General features: G+C 56.5%; 25 protein-coding genes and 2 pseudogenes. 22 read left to right on the forward strand and 5 right to left on the reverse strand.

What is annotated here, in order from left to right; all coding sequences use genetic code 11:
• The 12 genes and pseudogenes from ACRXB1_RS07175 to ACRXB1_RS07230 form a co-directional block, all read left to right on the forward strand.
• Positions 1–127, forward strand: a pseudogene (locus ACRXB1_RS07175) (IS630 family transposase); the annotation flags it as partial.
• A 7-nt stretch (positions 128–134) separates the two neighbouring features.
• Complete coding sequence (locus ACRXB1_RS07180; protein WP_449491586.1) at positions 135–881, forward strand: hypothetical protein; 747 nt, start codon at positions 135–137, stop codon at positions 879–881.
• 137 nt (positions 882–1,018) lie between these two features.
• Positions 1,019–1,270 carry a hypothetical protein gene (locus tag ACRXB1_RS07185; RefSeq protein ID WP_449491587.1) on the forward strand — a complete coding sequence of 84 codons (252 nt, stop codon included), beginning with the start codon at positions 1,019–1,021 and terminating at the stop codon, positions 1,268–1,270.
• A gap of 18 nt (positions 1,271–1,288) precedes the next feature.
• Positions 1,289–3,130: a hypothetical protein gene (locus tag ACRXB1_RS07190; RefSeq protein ID WP_449491588.1), complete on the forward strand. Its 1,842-nt coding sequence runs from the start codon at positions 1,289–1,291 to the stop codon at positions 3,128–3,130.
• Entirely contained in the window at positions 3,123–3,632 is a 510-nt protein-coding gene (locus tag ACRXB1_RS07195) for a hypothetical protein (protein ID WP_449491589.1), read from the forward strand. Before ACRXB1_RS07190 ends, ACRXB1_RS07195 begins: the two co-directional genes overlap by 8 nt.
• A 46-nt stretch (positions 3,633–3,678) precedes the next feature.
• Positions 3,679–4,200 (forward strand): hypothetical protein, encoded by a 522-nt coding sequence (locus ACRXB1_RS07200; protein ID WP_449491590.1) that lies wholly within the window; start codon positions 3,679–3,681, stop codon positions 4,198–4,200.
• Between the two features lie 119 nt (positions 4,201–4,319).
• Positions 4,320–4,820, forward strand: coding sequence for a hypothetical protein (locus ACRXB1_RS07205; RefSeq protein WP_449491591.1), 501 nt, complete (start codon positions 4,320–4,322; stop codon positions 4,818–4,820).
• Positions 4,821–5,160: 340 nt separating this feature from the next.
• Complete coding sequence (locus ACRXB1_RS07210; protein WP_449491592.1) at positions 5,161–5,403, forward strand: type II toxin-antitoxin system CcdA family antitoxin; 243 nt, start codon at positions 5,161–5,163, stop codon at positions 5,401–5,403.
• A gap of 72 nt (positions 5,404–5,475) precedes the next feature.
• Positions 5,476–5,706, forward strand: coding sequence for a CcdB family protein (locus ACRXB1_RS07215; protein ID WP_449491609.1), 231 nt, complete (start codon positions 5,476–5,478; stop codon positions 5,704–5,706).
• A 1,054-nt stretch (positions 5,707–6,760) separates the two neighbouring features.
• The gene (locus ACRXB1_RS07220; RefSeq protein ID WP_449491593.1) at positions 6,761–7,054 is read left to right on the forward strand and encodes a type II toxin-antitoxin system HigB family toxin; all 294 of its coding nucleotides are present in this window, start codon (positions 6,761–6,763) and stop codon (positions 7,052–7,054) included.
• Complete coding sequence (locus tag ACRXB1_RS07225) at positions 7,054–7,470, forward strand: helix-turn-helix domain-containing protein (protein ID WP_449491594.1); 417 nt, start codon at positions 7,054–7,056, stop codon at positions 7,468–7,470. The genes ACRXB1_RS07220 and ACRXB1_RS07225 overlap by 1 nt, the downstream gene beginning before the upstream one ends.
• An 82-nt stretch (positions 7,471–7,552) precedes the next feature.
• Positions 7,553–7,705, forward strand: coding sequence for a hypothetical protein (locus ACRXB1_RS07230; RefSeq protein WP_449491595.1), 153 nt, complete (start codon positions 7,553–7,555; stop codon positions 7,703–7,705).
• Positions 7,706–7,999: 294 nt separating this feature from the next.
• On the opposite strand, the gene ACRXB1_RS07235 is transcribed toward ACRXB1_RS07230, so the two are convergent.
• Complete coding sequence (locus ACRXB1_RS07235) at positions 8,000–8,173, reverse strand: hypothetical protein (RefSeq protein WP_449491596.1); 174 nt, start codon at positions 8,171–8,173, stop codon at positions 8,000–8,002.
• Positions 8,170–9,393 carry a UvrD-helicase domain-containing protein gene (locus ACRXB1_RS07240; protein ID WP_449491610.1) on the reverse strand — a complete coding sequence of 408 codons (1,224 nt, stop codon included), beginning with the start codon at positions 9,391–9,393 and terminating at the stop codon, positions 8,170–8,172. Before ACRXB1_RS07240 ends, ACRXB1_RS07235 begins: the two co-directional genes overlap by 4 nt.
• A 342-nt stretch (positions 9,394–9,735) precedes the next feature.
• On the opposite strand from ACRXB1_RS07240, the gene ACRXB1_RS07245 reads away from it, so the two are divergent.
• Entirely contained in the window at positions 9,736–9,936 is a 201-nt protein-coding gene (locus ACRXB1_RS07245) for a hypothetical protein (protein ID WP_449491597.1), read from the forward strand.
• Positions 9,937–10,136: 200 nt separating this feature from the next.
• Here ACRXB1_RS07245 and ACRXB1_RS07250 read toward each other — a convergent pair whose 3' ends face one another.
• From ACRXB1_RS07250 to ACRXB1_RS07260, 3 genes are all read right to left on the reverse strand, one after another.
• Entirely contained in the window at positions 10,137–10,550 is a 414-nt protein-coding gene (locus ACRXB1_RS07250; RefSeq protein ID WP_449491598.1) for a hypothetical protein, read from the reverse strand.
• Positions 10,551–11,288: 738 nt separating this feature from the next.
• Positions 11,289–11,732, reverse strand: a complete 444-nt coding sequence (locus ACRXB1_RS07255) for a hypothetical protein (RefSeq protein WP_449491599.1) — start codon at positions 11,730–11,732, stop codon at positions 11,289–11,291.
• Positions 11,733–12,797: 1,065 nt separating this feature from the next.
• Positions 12,798–13,508 carry a FadR/GntR family transcriptional regulator gene (locus ACRXB1_RS07260; RefSeq protein ID WP_449491600.1) on the reverse strand — a complete coding sequence of 237 codons (711 nt, stop codon included), beginning with the start codon at positions 13,506–13,508 and terminating at the stop codon, positions 12,798–12,800.
• Positions 13,509–13,640: 132 nt separating this feature from the next.
• On the opposite strand from ACRXB1_RS07260, the gene ACRXB1_RS07265 reads away from it, so the two are divergent.
• The 9 genes and pseudogenes from ACRXB1_RS07265 to ACRXB1_RS07305 all read left to right on the forward strand — a co-directional run bounded on the left by ACRXB1_RS07265 (position 13,641) and on the right by ACRXB1_RS07305 (position 24,717).
• A complete protein-coding gene (locus ACRXB1_RS07265) occupies positions 13,641–14,519 on the forward strand; it encodes a fumarylacetoacetate hydrolase family protein (protein WP_449491601.1) in 879 nt (292 codons plus the stop codon).
• Positions 14,519–15,307 carry an alpha/beta fold hydrolase gene (locus tag ACRXB1_RS07270; protein WP_449491602.1) on the forward strand — a complete coding sequence of 263 codons (789 nt, stop codon included), beginning with the start codon at positions 14,519–14,521 and terminating at the stop codon, positions 15,305–15,307. The genes ACRXB1_RS07265 and ACRXB1_RS07270 overlap by 1 nt, the downstream gene beginning before the upstream one ends.
• A gap of 92 nt (positions 15,308–15,399) precedes the next feature.
• Positions 15,400–16,242 (forward strand): annotated as a pseudogene (locus tag ACRXB1_RS07275) (amidohydrolase family protein); the annotation flags it as partial.
• Positions 16,230–16,769 carry a hypothetical protein gene (locus ACRXB1_RS07280; protein WP_449491603.1) on the forward strand — a complete coding sequence of 180 codons (540 nt, stop codon included), beginning with the start codon at positions 16,230–16,232 and terminating at the stop codon, positions 16,767–16,769. The pseudogene ACRXB1_RS07275 and the gene ACRXB1_RS07280, both read left to right, overlap by 13 nt.
• Positions 16,766–17,776, forward strand: coding sequence for an ABC transporter permease (locus ACRXB1_RS07285; protein WP_449491604.1), 1,011 nt, complete (start codon positions 16,766–16,768; stop codon positions 17,774–17,776). The genes ACRXB1_RS07280 and ACRXB1_RS07285 overlap by 4 nt, the downstream gene beginning before the upstream one ends.
• Positions 17,773–18,762 (forward strand): ABC transporter permease, encoded by a 990-nt coding sequence (locus ACRXB1_RS07290; RefSeq protein WP_449491605.1) that lies wholly within the window; start codon positions 17,773–17,775, stop codon positions 18,760–18,762. The genes ACRXB1_RS07285 and ACRXB1_RS07290 overlap by 4 nt, the downstream gene beginning before the upstream one ends.
• Positions 18,763–19,774: 1,012 nt before the next feature.
• Complete coding sequence (locus ACRXB1_RS07295) at positions 19,775–20,119, forward strand: response regulator (protein ID WP_449491606.1); 345 nt, start codon at positions 19,775–19,777, stop codon at positions 20,117–20,119.
• A gap of 223 nt (positions 20,120–20,342) precedes the next feature.
• A complete protein-coding gene (locus ACRXB1_RS07300; protein WP_449491607.1) occupies positions 20,343–21,593 on the forward strand; it encodes an MFS transporter in 1,251 nt (416 codons plus the stop codon).
• 1,201 nt (positions 21,594–22,794) lie between these two features.
• Positions 22,795–24,717, forward strand: coding sequence for a CheR family methyltransferase (locus ACRXB1_RS07305; RefSeq protein ID WP_449491608.1), 1,923 nt, complete (start codon positions 22,795–22,797; stop codon positions 24,715–24,717).
• Positions 24,718–24,792 lie beyond the last annotated feature (75 nt).

The following is a 24,792-nucleotide window of genomic DNA, read 5'->3' on the forward strand; positions in this document are numbered from 1 at the left end:
CAGTATCGAGCGCTATGTTCAGCAGTACAACCAGCACAAGCGAGCGTTTGTGTGGACTGCAACAGCCGATTCCATTCTCAAGAAAGTGGCGAAACTATGTAAAGTTATTTCTGGGACAGAACACTAGCATCAGAGTGCAGCGATTTCTACACAAGGACGCTACTGATGGATCGCATACGGTCAAGCGTGAGTGGGCTCCGTTATTCGTCGCGTTTCATGGCAAACGGAAGGCAGAGGGTATTACCGGTGCCGCACGTTTCTCTCCGGTCGGATCGAGCTACGAAGCGGGAGCGCGGATTGCCGCGCTTACGAGGAAGCTGATCGGCTCTGATGACCTCGGAACGGCCACGGATCTGCGGCATACCGCAGCCCAACGGCTCGTCGACGCTGGTGCAAGCCATGAAGAGCTAGCCGAGTTTATGGGCCATTCGCATATACAAACGGGGCTGGTGTACTACGAGACATCGGCCACTCACGCGGAACGGGTCAATCGGGCGCTCGGTGCGTCGGACGTATACCGGCGCGTGGCGAAAATTGCACACGACCGGTTCATCTCTCCGGAAGAGCTCACCCTTCTTAAAGGTGAGCAACAGATCGCCGGTGTGCCTCACGGCATTCCGATTGCAGGTATCGGCGGATGTTCTTCGGGGCAGCCTGTTTGCCCTTACAACCCGGTCACGTCGTGCTATGGATGCAGGAAGTTCATGCCCTTGCACGATAAGGCGATGCATGAGGACGTGCTTGCCGCCATGCGTGAAGTAGTGGTGTTCTTCGATCAGAGTTCTCTCGGCGACATCAGCTCGCCAGTCTACCTGCAACTGCAACGCACGATTGCTGAGATACAGGTGGTCATCGAGGAAATCGAAGGCGACAATCGATGAATCCACACTACTTCGCATTCATCGAACTAGGCAAAACGCTGGTTCGGGAAAGAGGCATGCAGTGGGACATGCCCGTCGACGAAACAGGCTCCGCACCCGACGGCGTTGGCTGAAACCTTACCGTCGTTGCTGGCGACGTGCCGCCGCCGACCCATTATCTGCGAGACCTCGGGGCTGATACGAAGGCGCTTGCGATCGTCAATGCGGAGAGAGCCGAGGGCAACCGGACGCCACTGATTCGCAAAGCTCTATCGCTCGCGTGGCAGGACCTCATCAAGGCCGCGGTCGCCGAGCAGTTGCTGTTCAAACGGAATAAGGCCGGATATGTGTTGCAGTGCATTGCGCGTCCGCTGCGTGTGATCGCCACATGTGTGGACAAGGAACCGTGACAACTGACTGTCGACGATTTGCGTCTTGCGATCCGCATCGGGAAAGGGATCCAGTCCTCGGGAAAACTAGGCGACCTAGTCGTCGGTATCGTCAAGATAGTTCTTGATGCCCAGCACATCTGCGATGTTGGCCAACTGTACGGGTCGATTGTCGTTTCCCGCATGAAGATGAAAAACGCGATCAAGGCGAAATATACCTGGTCGCAGGACGAATTGCGCGCTGATCTGGAGGCGCGCAAGCATGAGGAACGGCTCCCTGAGCGCCGAGCGTTCTGGGAACTGACCCGAATCGTAATGACCGAGAAACCGCGCACGTTTATGGACGATCTGCGGTTCGCCGCGATACGCACGATGATAGTAACTGGCTTGCATATCGGCGAAGCGGCGCTGCTCCCAGTTGACTGGAAGCGTGAGCGAACCCATCTGGATTTAAGAGGGCTCCCGGCGGGTGAATCTGGCGGTATCTCGACATCACTCACGCTTCTTCACTTCGCGGAAAAGCAACAGGAGGACGAGTCGGATAGCGCAGTCCTTCGTGAAAACATGCAGCCGGTGCCCGACATGTTCCGTGCGTTGATTGCTGAGACGCTTGATCATGTCGCGAAGCTCACGGAGCCAATACGCGCTACCCTGAAGCTGCAGTGCGAAACGGGGCGACAATTGCCTTGGTATCGGCCCGATGACATCGTGCCCTTCACCAAAGTGCATACGCGACTAATGGGTAACCCGTTCTGGTTGGAGATTGACCGAGAACCGTTTGTTAATCGCTATCGCGAAAACTTCGACTCGTCTGTACTGACCGATTTATACCGCCATCAAATAGAGAGGCAGCAAAGTGGCCAGCTCACGCTTGATATGGCGGTGTATCAGTTCGGGAAACGCTTGCTGGACAAAATGCGTGACGGGCACATCGCATTGCACTTCCGGTGCGCCGACGGCAAGGTCATCGGGGTCCGGGAACGCATGGACTGGCGCAACACTTACCTACACGTTGGCGAGCTTGAAAGTCATGTCCGCACGACCACACCAACGAAGGTATCTGACACCACTCCCTTGCCGCTGGCGGCTGGCGCCGTCCAACCGTGGGAGTTCCTGTTTGTGCATCCGAAGCGCTCGCTTGCCGAGGAGCGAAACGATGGCTTGTGCGACGTGACCCGGTACATGGCAGTCGGTCGGCCAGATCCACGGTCTCTTGGCCTAGCGCTTGGGGACGACAAAAACATACCATCGCTATTCGAAAAATACGGTGAGTCGGACGAGGATCGCGGGTTGAAGCTCGAGTCGCACATGCTGCGTCATCTGCAAAACACGGAGCTGTTTCGGCTGGGCGTTGTCGACACGATCATCTCGAAACGCTTCAACCGGCGTAGCGTCGCACAAAGCTACGAATACGATCATCGCAGCCTGGCAGAAGATCTCGATCAGATCGAGATCCCCCTGGACATCGAAATCATGCTCGGTGAAAAAGCGAGTACGGTTGCCCGGCTCATCAAGGGCGGCAAAGCGAATGGTCCGATCGTCGATGCGTTTCGGCGCATCCAGGCAACAGAGGGCGACACTGAGGCGTACGAATACCTGCGCGCCGAGGCCGACGGTTTCAATGCCACACCATATGGGCATTGCATGAATTCATTTACGGTCGATCCCTGTCCCAAACATCTCGAGTGCTTCGAGGACTGCCGCCATCTGTCGGCCAGGGCCAGACCGTCGACCAGCATTGGCTGGCAAAACCAGCTTGACCACGCAGGGAAGCGGCTGGCCGGCGTACAGAAGCTTCTTGCGACGCCAGCGGGCGAACGCCCCTTCCCTGACGGCGTTGACCTGTCACGGCCTCGGCAACGCGGAGTACTTGATGAGTGAACCTAACGAGACCACACCGCCCAGCGACGACGACCAGATGCGCGAGATTCTCGAAACGCTACTGGCCGATGACGAAGACATCACGGCGCGCGCTGTCGCGCGGCGGCACCCGTCCATCAACGCGGCATCGTCAATTACGCGCAGCGAAGCCCGGAGCCGGTTACTGTCCGGATATCAGCAGCGGCAGGCCGAGTACCGCCGCTGGCGCGGACGTGTTGCCAAACGATCCGGCGCCGATACCGCGGCCTCGCTTGCCGAGAAGGACATCAGGATCGCAGAACTCGAAGCCACTGTGCAACTACTGACCGCTTCCCACTTTGCAATGCTGCGCGCTGTCGGCGAGCTCAGCGGCTTCAGCAAATGGGCAGGATTCTATGAAGAATACCGGGATGCTCGGGATAAACTCATTGATCTCGGCGCAGTACCCACGGCAACGGTTGCGCAATTGACGGCGGAAATCTCGACGAAGCGCCAGTCGACAACCAGGCGGAAGAAACGTTGACCGATGTCCTGTACTGTGTGTACACGAAACCGAACGGTGATCAGATATGAAGCTTGCTGACTTTTACATCGGCCTCGAATTTATTGAAGGCCCCTTCTGTTGGCGATGCACGGACGTAGGAACGCGAACGGTGGTTGCCATCCGACTCACTGACAACAACCCCATCTGGTATCAGGGACCGCCGTACATGGTGGAGGAAGTAGTTCTGGACGAGGCGAGTCTTGCTGACTGTCACCTGACGGAAGAAGAGCACATCAAAGCTGCAGTCGTCGAAGCCGACACGTCCGGCCATCCGGGCTATCCGGGCGAAGCTGTTCACCGTATGACGGAAGTTCGCTTCAAGAATCCGGCGTATCCGCGCAGGGAGATGTTCCGGTTTGACCGCGTACGCGCCGACGGTGAGATCCTGCACCCATACGCGGCTCGCGAGGTCGCGGAGGAATGGATGATCAACTTCTATCTGCCGTTCACCCAAAACTGGGGAGAGATACCAGAGGAACAGTTCATTGCCTTACCGATTGCCACACCTATCGACATCAAGCGCCGGGCAGATCAATTGCCGTCGTGAAGAGGACTGCCAGCCATCTGCTTATCGGTCACTATACGTAGTATTTGCATGATCGCGACAGCCACGAAATGGCTGTGGTTCTGCGGTGGAAACCGCCTCTCTCCCGAAAGGAGCACGAAATGTCTTACGCACCCTGCTTCCAGACGCTGCACGATGAGATCCGGCCCGTGGGACACCTCGGACGGGGCACACATTATTCTGTTCTGCGCGTACCAACCTGGCACGATGAATTGATGCATCAGCTTCAGTTTGGAAGGTTCCTCGACTTTGCAATAATCTGGGACGAAGATCACGACGACCGGGTTGTTGATGCGATCTTGGTCATGTATCTCGGCGGCCTGCTTGCGCCGGTGCGATTCATCGGCGAGCGCAAGGGTGTGCTCTCAGTGTTGCTTGCTCCTGCAGCCGTTCAGGCTTGGGACGATCACACGTTCCAGCGATATCGCGAGGACGTCGCCGACGTATGCACCAGTCTTGAGGATCCATGGACGGCAGACGTCAACAGCATGGATAGCTCGCAACATTTGATCATCCACGCGCCTGCTGAAAACGTCGCGACCTATCTGGAAAACATCGACATGCTTTGGCAGCTCGGAACGAGGTCTACCCTCCGCGCATAGGCGGCACGGATTCGCAACAACTTCCGATCACACGATGCCACGATCAAGCCGTCATTGTTGCGCAAGTGGTCGCTCCGCCGCGCAACAGACAGGCTCACGTCGGGAACACAACAGCTCTACAGAATGGTGGCGCCTGTGAATAACTTCCTCGTTATAAATAAAGGAAGAGTCGAAAAAAAACCTTCGCAACACGACGCCTAGGTGCCAAGAATCACTCATTCGTAATACGCTTAACAAGCGTCGCTCGAAGCCACATTCTGCGGCGGTAAATAGGCCTCACTGCATGCGACCAAAGCACGTGTGGACTATAATGCACATGTTTTCCAACATGGAGATGCGTATGGGTAAGGCACTCGAAGTCCGGGCACGCAAATCAACAAATGTCACGCTGCCGCCTGAAGTTCTGGATCGGGCCGAGGAGCTCGGGATCAACCTTTCGCGCGCAAGCGGGCGAGGCGTACGCGAAGAAACCCAGGAGACCGAGGCTCGCCGTTGGGCTGATGACAATGCCGAGTTGGTCGCGGCATACACTGCGATGGTCGAACGCGACGGGCTCCCGCTTTCGAAATACAGGACGTTTTGATCTTTACGATAATCCCGATGACAAGACGCGGCGCCTTGCACCTTACCTGCTCGACGTGCAGAGCATTTCGGAATCTTGCCGACGCGCATTATGATTCCTTTGAGACCTACCCCGGACCTCGGATTCTCAGGCAAGCCGTCCGATTTGCTGCCAGTCTTCGAAATCAATGGAGAAAAGCAATTTCTCGACACGCCTGCCATGAGTGCTGTTCCGCAGAACGCGCTCGGCAAACGCATTGGCTCCCTTGCGGATCGTCGCGATGCCATCTTGGCTGCACTCGATCGGATTTTCGGCGCCTACTGAATGGAGGCGTCAGTGATCAGTCTAGTAGGTAAATTGGCAAAAGTGCAGACATCAGCGGCACTAAGGACACTCAGCGTTGCGCGTCAGCATTGATCTGCGATGTCCATAATCCTTAAACGTCAAAGCACCGTACTGCCGCCCTTTTGGTGAGTTCGTACACCGCTGTGTTATGTGTCTTGCAGACTCAGGCTACTTTTGCGGTCTTTCATTTCAACCAGCGCAAGATAATTAATTCGCATTCCTGACAGATTAAAACACGATCATTCTATTTACGTATAATGAGCAATCAATTCCTCTCTTCGGTCGCGTGGATTCGTCAGCCCGCAGCGATGCGAGCCCAAGTAATGGCGTTCTAATCGAGAGGCGTGGGTAGGCAATTTGACCGGGGAAAATGCGCCAATCACGTTCTTTCATATCCCCACGCCCAATGTTATCGAGTCGGCGCGGCCTGGCGTCGATCTTGTCGGTTGCGTTCCGCTTACTGTCGGTGGCCGCTTTGGTCACTATGGTCTGAAGTGTCGCTCACGCACCAGCCGTGCGCGCTGTTCGAACTGTTCCTTTTTGAGCTACGTCACATGGGCGGCGTTGTAGTGGTCGATCAACGCCTTTATCGGCCTTCATCTTCGGTATTTGGATTGGCTAAGGCTGCGTCCATGCCCCCGGGAATCTTGGCGCCGCTGCCTTCGACGCGCTCCAAGCAGAGTTGCGCGAGATCCCGAATGGCTCATGTCAGCGCCGAACATCCTGACGTATTTGCGGTAGTCCTCGACGATTTGATCCGCATAGCACATTTGGCGGTTTTCCCGACGAAAGCATCGAAAAATTATGATAAGGCGCACGGCAACACTGTCGCCCGACGCGAGACCGCCAGCACCGCCGTTCCGGATGACGATAGGCAGCCGCCGTAGAGGTGGCCCAGTCCCGCCACAGCCATGATCTAGCGCCACGTCAGATTTTCAGCGGGCGCGGGAGGGATGCCACGAGCGACGGTCTCATGCTGGCAGAAGTGCTTCAATCTGCTTGAAAGTATCCCAAAGTGGGATATAGTACTGTCATGCACATCATTTCCAAACCACCACTCATAGCTTTCTGGACGAAGCACCCGGCCGCTGAGCCGCCGCTACGGGCTTGGCTCAGGGTCATGCAGGATAGGAATTTTAAGGATCTTAACGACCTGAAGGCGACCTTCAGCGCGGCGGACTACGTGAAGCCGCATACGATCTTCGACATCGGCGGGAACAAGTATCGACTGATCGCCGCGATTCACTACAACACGCACAAGGTGTTTGTTCGAAACGTCTTGACGCATGCCGAATACGACACTGACAAATGGAAGGAGGAAAAGTGATGAACGCCATTGCAGAACCAAGCGCCATCCTGAAGGCATGGCTTCCGTTCAAGGAGCTGATCGGCAGCGCCACGGCCGTGCGCACCGAGGCCGATTACGTTAAGGCCATCGAGTACATCGACGAGTTGCTTAACGAAGTCGGCGACGACGAAGCGCATCCGCTCGCTGAAGTACTCGACCTGATCGCCACTCAGGTGAAAGCGTATGAAGACGAACACATTGAGATTCCTGACGCGGAGCCGCGCGAAGTGCTGCGATTTCTCATGGAACAGCAAAATCTGACGCAAGCCGACCTCGACGACTGTGCACCGCAAAACCGTATCTCGGAGATCCTGAGCGGCAAGCGCGTAATCAGTAAGGACGTAGCCAAGCGACTTGCGAAGCGCTTCCATGTCCACGCAGACATTTTCCTGTGATCTGCCGTCTACAGGAGTGCCCGCTTGGCATCCCGTACGGGTCTGGCACCGCGCAGGCTGATGCGTATTTTTACGAAACACGATGAAGGAAGATTCATCTGGCGGCGCGCTGTGGGAGACGGATGCGCAATTCGGCAATTCTCGAGCTGACCACGGCGCCAGAGCTGCAAAGACAAACACCCTTTTTTTCCAGAGCACCCTGTTTTTTTACGGGCTATCGAAACAAAAAGGGTAATCGTCTGGGCGTTTGAGTCGACTTATTCGTAGTCCCGGGTGCATGTCCCGCTTTGACTTGCAGCGAACTGTTAGTCCCACCAGTATTGATGAAAAGCGGGACGGACTATTATGATGGGCCGATTTCCGACGGTCGCTTTGTAGCTATCGTGCTTTGTTTTTCGTTTCCTGAAGCGACTCAAGTAGACGCCGTCTCAATTGCGGTATTGCTGCGGCGTATGGCAGTGGCGCTTACCACCAGCAGAACAAAACGATGGCATTGAGAAGCACGCTGGCGAGGAGCAGGCCTGTGCGGTCAGCGACGCGAGTCAAACAACCGCAAAAACTCCTCGCGTAGCTCGGAGATGTCCAGCACATGCTGTGCGCGCGTCACGGCCACGTATAGCAGGCACAACTCGTCCTCGTCTAACGTCAAACGCCCGTTAACGGTCTTGAAGCGGAAATCATTGCGACCTTCACCCGTTTTCATTGCAGTCCCTTGGCGCGGTGCACGGTCGAGATCACGTAGTCGGCGTCTGCCACGGGCGTAACTCGTCGCGCTAGCTCCCGCAGATAGGCGGTGCCAAACTCGTCGACGATTCGCACAATCGGTAGTAAGTCGCGCCCGACCGCGCTCTGGGCAAATGATTGAGCGTCCTTCCACGTTTCGAACAGGGAAAATGCCGCTGGCCGGAAAGCTCGCTTGCCGGCCAGCAACTGGTCAGCGCCGTCAGCGAACGCCACGATCTCGGTCGGGCTCATACGGATTGCGGGCTTGTGACCCGCTTCGATGCCCGCGGCCAATTGCCAGATCGCCGTCACATTCTTGCGACACAAAATGGCATCGGGCGGTGAGACACTCGGATCCTCCACCATGATCGACCCGATGACATCCTGACCAAGAATGGGCGTGCGCTTGCCAAGCAGCGACAGAATACGGCTAGCGAGTGCTGCGAACGTAGGTTCGAACCGGAAGGATTCGGTTAGCGCACACTCGGGCGCGTCGATCTGAGCCATTGCATTGACCGCGCCACGCCATTCATAAATTTGCTGGTAGGGATCACCGACGTAGACGATCTGTGCATGGCGCTGGAGGCCAAGCACCGAGAGCATGACGCCATCGCTGTCCTGTGCCTCGTCGAACAGGATGAAATCCGCATCGATACGCGGCTTTGTCTGCGCCCAGACTTTTAGATAGACGTCCGGTGCAATTGCGCTAAGGCCGCGTGGATCGGTGCTTTCATTCCACAGCCGTACGACGCAAGGAAGCAACGATTCGCGCAGCCAGTCGGCCACCGTTCCATAAACCTTTTCATCGACACGGATGTGGGAAGCCTCGGGTCGCAGCTGCGCCGAGCGGCAAAACCTGCCCGGGCCGTCGGCAACCATTCGACCAAGTTCGAACGGCGTGACATCGACGGTTTTGCCGGTGATGGTGGGCACCTGTATCGCTTCGATCCCATAGCGAGCAGCCAATTCGTGCGGAGGTTCAGTCGGGAGATTCACGCGCGCGGTCAGGGCGGGCGCTACGGATGCATACGCGAGCGAATGCACCGTGCGTGCGCTGACATTCGACGGAAAGCCGCGGCGATCGTGCTGGGCGATTTCCTTGTTGAAGGCGAGATAGCTGCCGCGCCTATCCGCGAGATGATCGGCGACCAGCCGTAGCGTCGAAGTCTTTCCCGCGCCGGCATAGGCCTTGATCTTCAGGTCGCCTCCGCCAAGAACAGCATCTACGACCGCGTGTTGCTAGGCGGTAGGCTTAAACGAATGGGGCATGGAATGTGAGGCTGAGCGAAGATGCCCGTAGTGTCCCGGAAAATCGCCTAAGAGCAAGCTGGCGCGCTGCAACCGATCTCCGAGCTGTGTAGCAGCGCGAGGGTTGAATCGAAGCCGCAATCGTCCCTGGTCAGTCGATTTATGCGCCATCGCACGAGACTTTTCGGCCTACGGGCATTCTACCGTGCTCTCAGGCGGAAATTCGAACGCCTGCTTCAGTGAGGTAACAGACCTTCCCGCGATATTATGTTCGTCGCTTGATCGGCCAATATATTGCTCGCGATGGCTATCGAAAAAGTTTCGCTTCAGGATTTCCTCAAGTCGCGCCATCCGGCCTGGAATCTTGTCGGCCGCGTGCATTTCAACCTCGCTGAGAACCGCAAGGACCCGGAGTCACCGTTTGCTTTCCTTGCGACTTACACCTCGCGCCTGTCAGCTCATGGCAAAGCGCAATACCAGCTGCTGTCGTACTAATCGAAGCATTTTATTGGTGCTTGCAGCCTAAAATCGACCCGCGGGAAAAATTTGGAGCCGCTCCTTCCGTTATCGGTAGAATGAAGCGAATCCTTAACCTACCGTACCCTTCAATAAACCACCGCAGGCCGAGAGTCAGAACAGTTGTTCAAACATCCTTCGACAGTCGGCCGAGTTTCGACGGAGCGACGTTGTGTTTCTTAATATGCCGCCGTCCATCCGTCTTTGGTAAGTGCGATAGACATCTGCTGGTATGTGGTCTGACTCATCGCTCGTAGATTTTGCGAAAACGCTTTATGCATTTTATCGTTGCGTGCCCATGCCGGAGCATCGGTCACAACATAACCAAAGCGGACGATTGCCAGTGACCCAACATTAGTGCCCGTGGGCGGTGTGATAACAGCGAGTTCCTTTAAATCCGCTTTGCCGCCGCAAAACGAAAGATAGATGCTGACTTTCCCTGCCGGCACCAGGAATTTATTGCCAGTCTCTGTCAACACGTAGTGAGCACCCTCGACCATCATGCTTTTATCGCCGCGAAGTGCGATTTTTCCTGAGCTGGCTTTAAGGAGATCGGCAGAACTCAACGCTTGAGCACGATCAAAGTCGTCCACGCCCCGATGCGTGCTCTTTGGTGCGTCGAATGGGATATCGACAGACGGAGATTGCACGCATAAGGCTGGCTGCTTGTCGAGGTAGGCCTGGACCGCCGCCTTGAAATTTTCCCGAGTAGGTGCGGAATGGGTTCCGCAGGCCGCAATAGTGAAAGCTGTAACGGTCCAGGAAAGGATGGCGGGCGCGCTTCGGATAGAGAGCATGGTCGGATGATATGACGAAATGCTTATTATCCATTAATGATGCAAGTGTGTTTACAGAAAGCCGCCCGGCACCCCCGGTGTCGCTTTTCGTTTGGGTGCGCAATTTGGCTTCGACGATACAGCGCCGGACTTCCTTAAAAATCCACTCGCCCTTCCGCGTTTTCACGCGACGGCTTGCATCTAAGCTTTGCGCCACGCACTAACCTTTATCCAGGCTGACGGAACATATCGTCGCAGGATCTCGCGTCGGTGTGAGCAAGATCGGCTTAACGTTAGACTCGCCTTGGTTCACGATCTGCAGGGGCGATTGCTTGTGAATCCGCTCCCCCGTCGACATAAAAAAGCCCCGTTTTTAAGACGGGGCTTTTTTTGAGAAAAAGGACCTTAGTGGTTCATGAATAACAATGCGGCCAAACCAACGACGCCAGCGGCGAACGCTGCGTACCCGCTGACGCGCGAAACAAACCTGCGTGCCTGCTCCCGCGTCCAGGTGTTCGCGTGTTGCTCTTTCGTCAAAATCGACATCGCAGCTCCTCAGCGCAGGGTTTTCAGGTGGGTCGCGATGAACAACATCGCGGACATCGTGGCAACCATTATAGACCCGCTCAACCTCGTTGTGCGATTGGTCGACGTGTCGGCGGTGACCGCACCGCCGGCGGCAATGAACATCGCGGTGAGCACGACGACGATTTCGGACGCCAGCAGGACCGCAACCCACGCGAAAACATGGCCCTTCGCTTCCATATACTCCCATGCCTCGTAGATAGTAGCGGCCGACCACGCGAGCGCGAGCCAGCCGAGCTGACCGTCTTGAATCGTCGTCACGATGCGGGTGCGTTCCCGTTCGGCTTGCTGAAGTGGCATCAGCCGAGCCAATAAGAGACCTGCGGGCGGCAAGATCACGGGCACTGCAATGTTAATCAGGACCCAACCAATATTATCGGTGAGCAGGCCCAGTATGGTTAGAAGTTCGGTCACTTAGTGTCCCCGATGCGGCGGAGTGGTCTGATCAGGGTCTATTTTATCGATCCCACGCACAAGTCAAGAACCGATCGACATTGCTCCATGCGGCGCGATCCCAAATGGAGGGCATTTCGCCATTAGTGACACACGCTCGTATTCGCCGCAGCTATGCGCTCAACGGCTTCTCATTGATGCTGCCTCTCGGGGAGTGTGAAGGATCCGGTAGATGTCAGCGAGACATCGCTCGCTAATATCGGCGTTGCCAACCGCACTGCGCGTAAAGCGCGGCGGTGTCAGTCGCAGAACGCGGCAAATCGCCGACATATACGGTTTTCCGCCAAACGTCGCGCATTGGGTTGACGCGCTGATGATCGCCGCATCGCCAACCTGGCTACGTAGCCACGCGAGCACCAAGCGATCGCGTTCGTTTTGAACTCGCACCCACTGTTCCATATGGCCTCTAAATACTGTAATACTGTATGTATGTATGTACAGTACTTTCACAATAGGCCAGTTTGGGGAGAGAGCGCAAGCGCGCTGGACTACGTCTGTTTGCCGATACGTTGCTGGGCGATCGCCTGTAATCAGTACCGCCACGCGCGAACAGGCAGATGCAGACAGGTCTTGGAGCGCCCTCATCCCGGCGTGCGTCAAAGTGAAGGGGATCATTGCCGCACTTCATCATTCTTCATCGGCGACTAATTCCACAAATGCGGCCTATACAATACTATATGACCATAATTTTACAAGTTGTTCATGTAAATGTCAGATATTATCTGACATTCGAAATTTAATTTGCCGTTGATAATTGTCATTTCGTTGTTTAATATAATTATGTCAAACGTCTACAGCGCATCTGACCGGTAGTGAAAAACTGTCGAACTCAGCTTGGCGACCAAATGCAAAGCGTCAGCTTATATTCTCGCTCGCAACAGTCAAACTTTCGGAACCGTTCCTAAAACGCGGTCACTCTACGATTCGATCTGACCGGGCCGCAACTCACTCCCAGCTTGGGCGATTTGTAAAAAGGTGCTCAGACCGCATGCGCCAACGCAAGCCTCGCGTTTTGCGTTCCGGTATTTAAGCGCCAAACAGGTTATGCCTGATTTGACGCAGGTGTCCGGCTAGCAGCTCGCATGCAAGTTCCGCATCTCGATCGCGCAGTGCGCCCACAATTGCGCGATGCTGATCTTCGTACTCCGTGCGGCGGGCAGGTGTCAGCGACGTCCGCTTAAGACGTCCCCATTCACCCTGCTCCCGGACTTCGTTAGTCAGCTCCAGAACGCGCAAGAAGAAACTGTTGTGCGTCGCTAACGCAAACGTCTTGTGCAACTCCCCATCCCAATGCTCGAATTCCTCGACGCTCGTCGCGGCTTCCGAGCGTTCCAGGCACTCCACCATTTTCGCAAAATCGGTCGTTGTGGCGTAGCGCACGATCAACCCGGGCATCAGCGGTTCGATCATCAACCGCGCTTCCATCAACTCTGCCGGACTTGTCTGCACAGTGTCTCGCTTCTCTACTGCCCCGGCTGGCTGAAGCTGCGCACCGCCAGGAAGAACGAACGTGCCGCTGCCGACTGACTGAGTAATCAGTCCTCGTCCCTTCAAGTCGGCAAGCACGCGCCGGACTGCGCCGCGCGACGCACCGAACTCCTCGCTCAAGTCTCTTTCGGCAGGAAGTTTTACGCCCACGCTCAGGCGGCCGCTGCGAATTGCCTCCTCCAGATACTTCGCGAGTGCTCGGGCGCCTTCCGCCCTGACCGGGGATTTAATCGATTCCGCGTCGCCCATAACAGCCTTCCAAACGAGAGTGTTAGATTAACCAATTGGTACTTATTTTGGTTAACCCCTGTTTGCATTGGTCACTTATGGTTCTACAGTTGCTTCAACGCGAACCAACTGGACTTAGAGTAAAGGGTCAACATGAAATTTGCAAATCTGCTCGTGAAAGGCAAGAGAACTATCGCATTGGTTGACACGGAGGGTGATCAGTACTGGACAGTGGATAAGCTAGCCGAGGGCTTCTCCGGCGACATGGTCCAATTGGTACTACAATTCGATTTAGTCCGGAACTCGCTGCGCCAAGGCGAAAACGGGCACCCCCTTTCCTCCGCAACGTTGCTCGCCCCTATCGACGCACCCCGCCGAAACGTGTTCTGCGTCGGCAAAAATTATCACGATCACGCGGAGGAGTTCAGCAAGTCGGGGTTCGACAAAAGCGCTCAGGCAGGTGAGCACATCCCGGAAGCGCCAGTCGTGTTCACCAAGCCCGCGACGACCATCATCGGACCCGGCGTCAAAATTCCTCGACACGCCGATGTAACGCAGCAACTCGATTACGAAGCCGAGATCGGCGTCGTGATCGGAAGAGCGGGACGCGGCATCAAGAAGGCCGACGCCATGAGCCATGTCTTCGGCTACACGATTATCAACGACGTGACGGCGCGCGACTTGCAAAAATTACACCGGCAATGGTTTCTTGGCAAATCGCTCGATGGGTTCTGCCCGATGGGTCCATACCTCGTCACGGCCGACGAGCTGGACGTCGACGACATCAGCATCCGATGCTGGGTCAATGGGGAACTGCGTCAGGACTCTAATTCTAAGTTGCTTATCTTCGATATTCCCACGCTGATCGAAACGCTCTCGGCAGGCATCGAACTCCAGCCTGGCGACGTAATCGCCACTGGCACGCCGGCGGGCGTCGGCCTTGGTTTCACCCCTCCCAAATTCCTGCAAAGCGGCGACGTCGTGCGGATGGAAATTCCGCAGGTCGGCGTCCTTGAAAACGAGGTGTCGTAATGGCTACAACGCAAATTCAGGGTCTCTATGTTGAAACAGAAGGCGACGGCGCGCCGGTCGTCTGTATCCACGGACTCGGCGGATCGTCCAACAACTGGACGCCGGTAATGTCGGCGTTCGAGGGCCGCAAAGTTGTTCGCCTGGACCTGCCCGGCAGTGCGCGGTCCCCGTTGATCTCTTCCGAATCGCTTTCCATCGATGCCTATGTCGACGTCATCGCTTCGGTGATGGACGAATTGAAATTGCAGCAGGCGGACATCGTCGCCCATTCAATGGGGACGATCGTTGCGCAGCATCTTGTGATCAAACACCCGCACCTTGTGAAGAGCCTCGCGTTATTTGGTCCGCTGGTTGCCCCACCCGATGCAGGGCGTGACGGAATGCGCCAACGGGCCACGTTGGCGCGAGAGAAAGGCATTGCCGGGGTGCAGGAGATTGCTGATGCCATTGTCAAGGGCGCGACCAGCGATGAAACTAAAGCGCAACGTCCTGTCACTTTGGCTTTGGTTCGCGAGAGCGTCATGCGGCAAACCCCCGAAGGTTACGCGCAAAGTTGCGAGGCACTGGCCGGCGCGCAGGCGGCGGAAGTGGAACAGATCAAGGTGCCCACGCTCCTGGTTACCGGTGATCAGGATGGCGTGGGCAAACCGGACGCGGTCAAAGCCATGGGTGAGCGTATTGCAGGCAGTCAGGTCGTCGTCATCGGTGGCTGCGGTCATTGGACGACTTTCGAGAAACCGCAAGAATCAACTGCGGCACTGAAATCGTTTTACGCAACAGCGGGATGAGGCTGCGGGCCTTCAATGCGCGCTATCGATGCTTGAATAGACAACAATAACCGCTCGCAACGAACACGCGATCCGCCTTTCAGGAGGAGACAATGGACTCTACTTTATTCGCGAACGTACTGATCTTCGATGGCAGTGGCGCTCAGCCTTTCAAGGGCGAGGTTCTGGTAGAAGGTCAGCGAATCAAGCGTGTCGCCGCCGCAGGTTCGTCAACCGATGCGCAGATAGACGCGCCGGAGGCACGCCGCATCGACGGTAAGGGTGCGTTCCTGATGCCCGGGATGACCGAGGCGCATACGCACTTCTCCTGGAACGACCAGCCCTCGCTGACGGCAATACAGTTCATGCCACCCGAGGAACATATGCTGTGGTGCGTGCGGGTTGCGCGGCGCTACCTTGAGATGGGATGGACGTCGGCTCTCGGCGCGGCAGCCGCCAAGCCGCGACTCGATGTCGTGCTGCGCAATGCCGTGGATGCGGGCGAATTCCCCGGTCCGCGGTATCTGGCGGGAAGCCAGGAGATCACGATTCTTGGCGGTCTCGCGGACAACACCTTGCCGCACATGCCTTTTACGGAGCTGAACTTCGGCGCGGTCGTCAGCGGCCCTGAGGAAATGCGTGCGATGACGCGGATGTTCATTAAGTACGGTGTTGATCATCTTAAGATCAACTTGTCAGGCGAATACATTGCGGGACTGTCGGCGGAATCGTCGCCCTTCTCCGAGGAAGAAATCGCGATGCTCGCCTCCGAGGCGAAGCGCGCCGGCAAGCGTGTCGCGGCCCACGCGCGCTCCAGCGAGTCGGTGAAGCAGTGCGTGCGTCACGGTCTGGAACTCGTATTTCATGCGAGCTTCGCGGACGAAGAAGCCCTCGACATGCTCGAGGCGAACAAGGAAAAACACTTTGTCGCGCCCGGCATTGGATGGTTGATCAAATGATCGATGCGGGCGTGTGTCTCGTACCTAACGATCGGCATCGACAAGGCTTATGGCTTGACCAGTCCGTCGAATTCAATCTCGCACAGGTCGGCGTCAATTTCAAAAAACACGCATGGCGACTGAGGCGGGTATCGATAAGGCGCTTCGTGGACGACGTGGTAGCACGTCTGCGGATCAAGACCTCCGACGTGCGCCAGCCCGTGCGAACGTTGTCCGGAGGCAATCAGCAAAAAGTCGTCATCGGCCGATGGCTCGATGCGCGGGTCAACGTGAGGGTCTTGCTTCTAAGCGATCCGACGAAAGGCGTGGACGTCATTGCTCGAAAAGAAATTTATGAGGCTGTCGGCTTGCTCGCGGACGCGGGCGCGGCTGTGATCGTCTACGCGTCGGACACGGCAGAACTGCTTGCCGTGTGCGATAGGCTCATCGTGCTCTACGAAGGCCGCGTGGTTGCGCAGCTTGAAGGAAATGACATGAACGAATCACAGGTGACCAGTGCTCTCTTCGGGCGGAGCGCCGCATGAAAATCCATCTCGCCGAATCGCTGCATCAGCCAGGTAAGAGGCTGTCGGCCAAGCGCCTGGCGAGCCGTCTGCCTTTCAGGATAACTCGGCTCGCAACGGCACTCCCCGCGCTGACCATGCTTTTAGTCGTGATCGGCTTGAACGCATATCTTCAGCCTGATTTTTTTAGTGCAGATTCCTTATCAAGTAACTTACAAAACGCGGCACCTGTGATCCTGATCTGCATGGCGCAAGCCGTCGTCGTGCTTTCGGGGGAACTAGATTTATCGATAGGAGCCGGGATATCGGTTGTCAACTGCGTACTCGCGAGCGCTCCGGCGCTTGCAGGCTGGGGAGCAGTGGCTACTTGCTGCGCCGCGCTTGGTGTAGCGCTTGTGGCGGGCGTGGTCAACGGCTTGCTCGTCGGCTACTTCAAACAAAGCGCGCTGATTGCGACCTTTGCGACCGGCGCCATCTGGTTTGGTGGCGCGCTCTTGCTGATGCCGCAACCTGGCGGCACGGTGCCCGAAGTGCTTGGCGAATGGTTCGCCATGCGCGTAGGCCCGCTTCCCCTTGCCGCCGTGCCGTTGTTGATTGCCGCCGGCATATGGGCAATGTTACAGCGGCACCGTTTTGGACGGAGACTGATCGCAACAGGTAGCAGCGCGGATGCGGTTTCCAAATCGGGCGTCGATACAAGGCGCGTCAAGCTGCTGGCGTATGTACTCGCGTGGCTGTTTGTTTTTGGAGCAGCGCTGTGCATATCGGCTGAAACATCATCGGGCGACGCACGTCTCGGCCTGCCTTATACGTTGAACTCGGTCGCGGCTGTGGTGATCGGCGGCATCTCTCTGGCCGGAGGACGGGGCTCAATGATCGGCGCAATTTGCGGCGCGCTGGTTCTGGTACTGATTGGCAACGTGGTCTATTTCGCGGGCATTCCAAGCAATTACCAGGAACTATTTAAGGGCGCAGTAATTGTCGTCGCGCTTGGATTTACGTTTGTCGGCGCGAGGAATTCAGCATGAAAGCGGTCATTCAGTCGCGGCGATCTTTACTCATTCTGCTGGTCGTGCTTGTGCTGGTCGGCGGCCAACTCGTTGTTCCAGGATTCACGAACCCCAGTCAGTTTGGCAATCAGTTAAAGATTGCCACATTCCTAGGCCTGTTTGGTATATCCCAAACCATCGTGATGATGGCTGGTGGCCAAGGACTGGACTTGTCAGTCGGCGCTTCGGCGACTTTGGGCGGCATTGTTGGCGCAGCGCTAATCAATCAAGGCCCGGCCGGCATGGTGCTGGCGCTAAGTGCGGCCGCCTTGTGCGGCGCTATTATTGGACTATTGAACGGGGTTGGAATTACCCTGTTCAAGGTGCCGCCGCTGGTCATGACGCTAGCAATGGGCAGCCTTGTCGATGGCGGTCTGATCGTCTGGTCTTCTATCGTGCACGTGAATACGGCCGCCAGCCCCACACTCATCGAACTAGCTGGGCACAGCGTGGCGGGGTTACCCGTGATCGCCATTCTCTGGTTCGTAGCGGCCGCCGTGGTATGGTGGTTCGTCGATCGCACCGCCTGGGGACGTCGACTCATGGCAACAGGGGCAAATCCCACCGCCGCGTTTCTGACCGGCACCCGCGTGCGTCTCGTACGCGTGCTGGCGTACCTTTTCAGCGCCATGATCGCCGCAATGACAGGCTTGCTGCTGGTCGGTTACGTCGGCCAAGCGTTCCTTGGGCTAGGCACAGGTTATGTCCTAACAAGCGTGGTCGTGGCGGTCATTGGCGGCGTGTCACTTGGCGGCGGACGCGGTGACTACGTGGCGGTAGCGATTGCAGCCCTCTTTCTCACCGTGCTTACGAGCCTCCTAACCGCATTGCAGATTGGTGAAGCAGGCCGGCAATGCATTTTTGGCGTGACGCTGCTTGTTTTTCTTTCCATCAACGGATGGTCCGTGACGGGGCGATTCCCTATACGGCGTGTCCGTGCAATTGATACGGCACCCACGTCTTGATATGTCTCATTCGAGGATGACGACCCGAATTAAGCCCACAACTAGACGAAGTTCTCGGGGCAGATTTCGCCACGGAGCGGGCGTATGGCCGTGAGTTTATAGAACGGATCAACCAAAACACGGACTTGGCGGAGCCGCTGTTCTAGCATGCCAGGTACAAGGCCAGATACAGATGCCGGGGTGCGGGAATACGGTAGGTCCTCGATTCAAAGGCTAAGCCATGCGAAAGCCTTACGCAGAGCCGCCGCCGACTGCCGGCTACGTCGTTTCGTGTACGGTAGCTGTATCGTTGGTTCAGATCGCAACGCAACTGGTATTTAACCCATTTTCACTATGTTTTTCACTAGACTTGGCGAGCATAGGTGCGCACATTCCATGCGCTATCGCCAGAAAAATATTGGGCCAATTCTCGGTCGACGCTACCGTGCCGCTTGAACGGATTGCGGTTGATAAGCTTATGTCAAATCGAACGGGCAGGCTTTCGCGTGTGTGTCCGGCGCAGCGCGCAACGCCGTATTTGCAAGCCGACGTCTGCACGTATCAGCCGACATAGTCGCCGCATTCACAGTACTGGAAATCTCGGGTGGATCGGCTTAGACGGCTTCTCTAAACTGGGTTCGTGATTGCCGAGTACTTTGCCGTCGCACAGGTCAAGTCTTATGGCGACCTCCGGTCCAGCGAGCAACACAGCGGCCGAACAGTACAGCCACATCATGAGTACCGCTAGCAAGCCTGCCGCGGCAAAGCAGCCTGCGGTTGCAGCATGTGAAAGGTATCGCCCGCTTAGATCCCAGCCAACAGAGAACAACGCGAAGCGACGCCACCTCCGATCTGAGCATTGCGCCAACCAACTTCCACATCAGGCAGCCACTTGACGAACGCGCCATACGCCGCTGTCATAACCAATAGACCGAAAAAGTCCATTGCTCTTTCGTGCCAAAGCCGATTGGCGTCAACCGGGCGGTCGTCGGATATCATATCAGCCACATGAACTACGATACTGGAGACTCGCTTGAAGGTCCTGCTCGTTGACGACAATTCGGCATCGGCAGATGCGCTGGGTGCCCTCGTGGCAGCGATGGGTCATGAGGCGCTCGTCGCATACGACGGAGAGAGAGCCGTTGAACTCGCCCAAACCACGGCTTTTGATTTAATACTCTTAGACCTTCAGCTTGGCGACACAGACGGTCGAGCCGTTTGCGCTGACATGAGGCGTGAGGGCTTGTCCCGACACGCCCAGATTTTAGCAATGACCGGGCATGTCGGACTGGAACATAGCGTGAGTCTTGGCGACTTCAATGGCTACATATTGAAACCGCTGGAATTCGATCGCCTCGAAGAGCTACTGACGTCCTGATTCGGATTGATGTCCGACCTCCCATTACGTCCGCCTAAGTTGGCGATAACATCAGCTTTGAAGGCTATGATGTTTTGCTTGTTAGCGTGGATGGTGTTCGACTGATAAGACCTGATCGTCTGCGTTCATCGGAAACGGTTGGCTGCATTGGATGATGGCTCCGTTAGATTCGAGCGCGGCTTAAGGCTCAAAACAATAAACTTTCCCAAAATTCGGAACGAGGATGGAGCCATCAACGACAAGCCCGTTATTTTCTGCGCCTAGGTTTAAGGGATTATGGTTCGCCGGCGCGCTCGCGAACACCACGTTGTGGCTCGAAATGCTTGCTGGCGGACTGTTCACCTTGCACGTCACGAATTCAGGACTTGCAGTGGCACTCGTTTCCGCAGCGCGCAGCTTCCCACTTTTGCTGACTGGCGCGTTTATCGGCGTGCTATCAGATGCGATAAATCGGAAGCGGATTGTGGTCGCTGGGCTGCTGGTCACCTCGATCAGCTCCGCCGTAGTGTGTGTCCTCAGTCTTTGCGGTGCAATTTCACCTTGGCATCTGGGGTTGGCGGCTCTGGTCAGCGGCATGGTTTACGCGACTGAAATGCCTGCACGACGTAGGATGATAGCGGAGTGCGCAGGCGACGCAGCCGCATCGCGAGCTGTGGCAGTGGATAGCATGACTAACTACGCGACGCGATGCATTGGACCGATTGTTGGCGGCCTCGCATATGAACGGCTTGGATTGTCAGGCGCATTCGGCATCTCGGCAGCATGCAGCGTGGTCGCCTTTCTCAGCATGATGCGAATCCCTTATTCTCAGGCCAAGGGTGGTCCACTTCACCTGCAACAATCGCTATCGGATCTTCGTGATGCCGTCGCATACGCACGCTCGAGCGAGACGCTGCTGATTCTGCTTAGCGTCTCTCTGTTCGCGAATCTTTTTGGCTACAGCTACGGTACACTTCTCGCGCCGCTGGGAGTACAAGTGCTCGCTGTATCGTCGTTGATGGTCGGTGTGTTGGCAGCGGCTGAGCCGGCGGGCTCGTTACTGTGTGGTGTGCTGCTAGCAGTAAAGCCGCTGGGTGGTCCGCCGGTTCGTTGGCTAGCGGGCGGTGCGACGGTCCTTTTCACGACCTTGATTGCCGTGTCGGTGGTTGGCCGGGTCCAACGCCCACTCCTGCCGATGCTGGGGATCCTCTTCGTTGGAGGACTCGGCAGCGCCGCCTATAACATTTACCAGACGACTATTGTGATTGCCGCAACGCCCGAGCGCCTTCGCAGTCGGGTAATGGGGCTGGTGACCGTTTGTATTGGTACGTGGCCACTAGGGACAGTCATTGCCGGACTGCTTTCGCGCACATTCGGGCCACTCACGGCAATCGGAGCGCTGGGAATAGGCGGTTTGATGGGAATCGCCATTACGGCGGTGACCTTGATACGCACTAAACCGGCTTCGGAAACGCAATCTCAAAATGCCGAATAGCGTGACCATCCGAGACGTCACCGTAGTGAGCTTCGGCTGCCCGCGTTTCTCGATCGACGAGCGTAAGTGTTCCGCAAGCGCGGCCGACCCGTGCTCGATCGCCACCTTCACCAGGCCATCAAGCATGGTGCGAAGGTGCCGGTCCATCGCCGAGGCGTGGCCGCGAGGCTGTCCTCATCGGCGTCGTAGTAAGTACGCGCGATGATCGTAGGCCACGCGTTGCACATACGCGCGCACCGCTGCGAGATCCTCCGCCGTGTAGCCGTAGGTAAGCGTGAGATTTTCGGCCACGGTTGCCCCGCGACGACTTCGGGCCGCCAGGTGACCGCGGTTGGAAATCTTCTGGCGCATCTTTGGCGTCGGCCATCAGATCATCGCTGAAGGCAAGCGTGATTTGAGTGAACGCTGCGCGCGTGGCGCTGAGCATTGTGGCCAACTGAACATCGGACGGGGACTCGACCCATAAAACGCGCTGGACCAGCGCCACGCCACTCGGCAAGCGTCGTGAGAATAGCCAACTCCACGCAGTCCGGCGCCGCGGAATGCGTGGCCTTTCGCCCCGCAGCGTTGCGGCAGCTGTCCTCGCATCGTCAGCCAGCTCACCGATCAGGCGACTTGCCAAATCGAGAGCCTGCAGCCCCGTCCCCTTCCCTTCGCGAAGCGCCGAAACAGCGTCGTCCAGGCGCAGGACGATGCGAGTGGTCACGGGATCGACGGGTGCGTCCTCATCTGGCGGGGCTTCAGGCGGCGGCTGGAGCATCGAAACTTACGCCTGTGAAGAGGCGCAAATGGAAAATGCAGCTTTCTACTCCCCAAACTCAATCCCAACAATACGCCCTATCCGGATTTAATTATTGATAGCTTTTATCATTCCCGCTAGTCTGCCCTATTCAGCCTCAGCCGAAAATGCAGCAAACCGACTGGGCCAAATCGTGTTAATGCGATCCCCAGCAGCTCACGACGTGTTCGTCGTGGCAATTATATGTAGCCTCATCAGAGATTTCCAAATCAATGTTGTTCGTGTCTAGATAAAAATCGGTGCTCGATCAACACGCAGCCGTCTGACGAAACGAGGTTAGATACAGCGCCGCTCTGTCATCTCGACAAGATACGTGGACTGTTTATTGCGTTAAGTATGCCGGCTAACCTTCGCCATTCATTAAGCGTCCGCTCAAGCCGGCGTCTGAGCTAGGATCTATCGATGAATAACGACAACAGCATTGCCCGTGAAAACGACCCGAACGTCTCATCTCATCCGCTGGCAAATCCCCTTCCATTCCCTGTAGTCGGGATCGGTGCATCCGCGGGTGGCATTCAGGCGCTCCTGCGAATGTTCGAAAGCGCGCCAGCTGACATGGATATGGCGTTTGTTGTCGTGCTTCATCTGTCTCCCGAACATGAAAGCAGTGTCGACCAAGTGTTGCAGCGGGTGACACATATGCCTGTGTCCCAAGTTCTTGGGTCGACGCTTATAGAGAAAAATCACGTCTACGTCATTTCGCCGTCAAAAAATCTGACGATGGAAGACGGCCATCTTCTTGTGACTGACTCTGACAGCCCGCGAGGACAACCAGTTGCCATCGATCTTTTCTTTCGCAGCTTGGCTCAAGTGCATCGCGAGCGAGCGATGGCGGTCATCCTTTCGGGCTCTGGCAGCGACGGTGCAGTGGGCATTAGCCAGATCAAAGAGTTTGCAGGCATCACGATCGCGCAAAGCCCTGACGACGCGCAATATCCCGCGATGCCGCAAAGCGCGATCGCCACACACATGGTCGATTTTGTGCTGCCCGTCGTGGACATTCCTCAGCAGTTGATCAGGTTGTGGCGAAACGCCAAGGTCATTCAGCTCCCGACTATTCAACCCGCGGAACGCGCCAAGATCGAAAAAGTCGACGCGGCAAACGCGGAGCAGGCGCTATCAGAAGTTTTGAACGAATTGTTGAAGCGCACTGGACATGACTTCAACCATTACAAGCGAGCGACGGTGCTGCGTCGAATCGAGCGGCGCATGCAGGTTAATCTCGCGCCCAATGTGCCGGCGTATCGCGACTTTCTGCTTGCCACGCCTGAAGAGTCAAAGCTGCTTTTACGCGATATGTTGATCGGCGTGACCAACTTCTTTCGTGATCGCGAATCTTTCGAAGCTTTTGAGCGGGAGACCATGCCCAAAATGTTTGAGGGCCTTTCGCCCAACGATCAGATTCGCGCTTGGGTCGCAGGATGCTCAACCGGAGAAGAGGCCTATTCAATAGCCATGCTCTTGAGCGAGCGCGCTGAAATGCAGCCGTCCGGTCAGTCCTTTCAGATCTTTGCGACCGACATCGACGAACGGGCGATCAGAATCGGGCGCGCTGGAATGTATCCATCCTCGATCCTGACCGACGTGCCGCCCACTCGACTTCGTCTGCATTTCACGAAGGAACAGTTGCGCTACCGCGTGAATAAGCGCTTGCGCGAGCAAATTTTATTCGCTGAGCACAACCTGCTTCGAGATCCGCCATTTTCCCAGCTCGATCTCGTGTCGTGCCGCAATTTGCTCATTTATCTTGACCGCACCGTGCAACGACAAGTACTAGAGCGATTTCATTTTTCATTGCGGCCGGGAGGCTTTCTCTTCCTGGGGTCGGCCGAGACAGCTGATGCCGCAGAAGACCTCTTTGAACTGGTGGATAAAAAGCACCGGGTTTTTCGAGCAAGACAGCTAGCGCGGTCAAAAGGCCTATCTCACCTACCCGTCGCACGTGCGATTGGATCGACGAACATGGTTGTGTTGCTCCCTAACGTTCACCGGACAAAAGCATCCCCGGTGCTTCCTTATCAAGATCTGCACCGTCGGGCGATGGTCCAGTACGGACCGCCAAGTGTCGTCATAGACAGCACCTCACGCGTTGTACACGTCTCGGAATTTGCCGGTAAGTATCTGCGCTACGTCAGTGGCGAACCGTCACAAGACCTGTTCGATATCGTCCTGCCAAGCTTACGACTGGCGCTCCGTACGGCGATATTCGAGGCGACCAAAGAAAGCGTTGCTGTTGATGCCAAAGCCGTAGCGTTACGGATAGACAGTCGCCCCCTGCGGAGCGTGTCAATGAGTTTGCGACACCTGGGTGTTTACATTCAGTGAGCAAGCGTCAAGTTTTATGCGGGTTTGGGATTCCTTCTTTTTGGGTGGGTTGATCCATGCGGCGACGGGCAATTC

It is taken from the genome of Caballeronia sp. M23-90, from assembly GCF_053574605.1.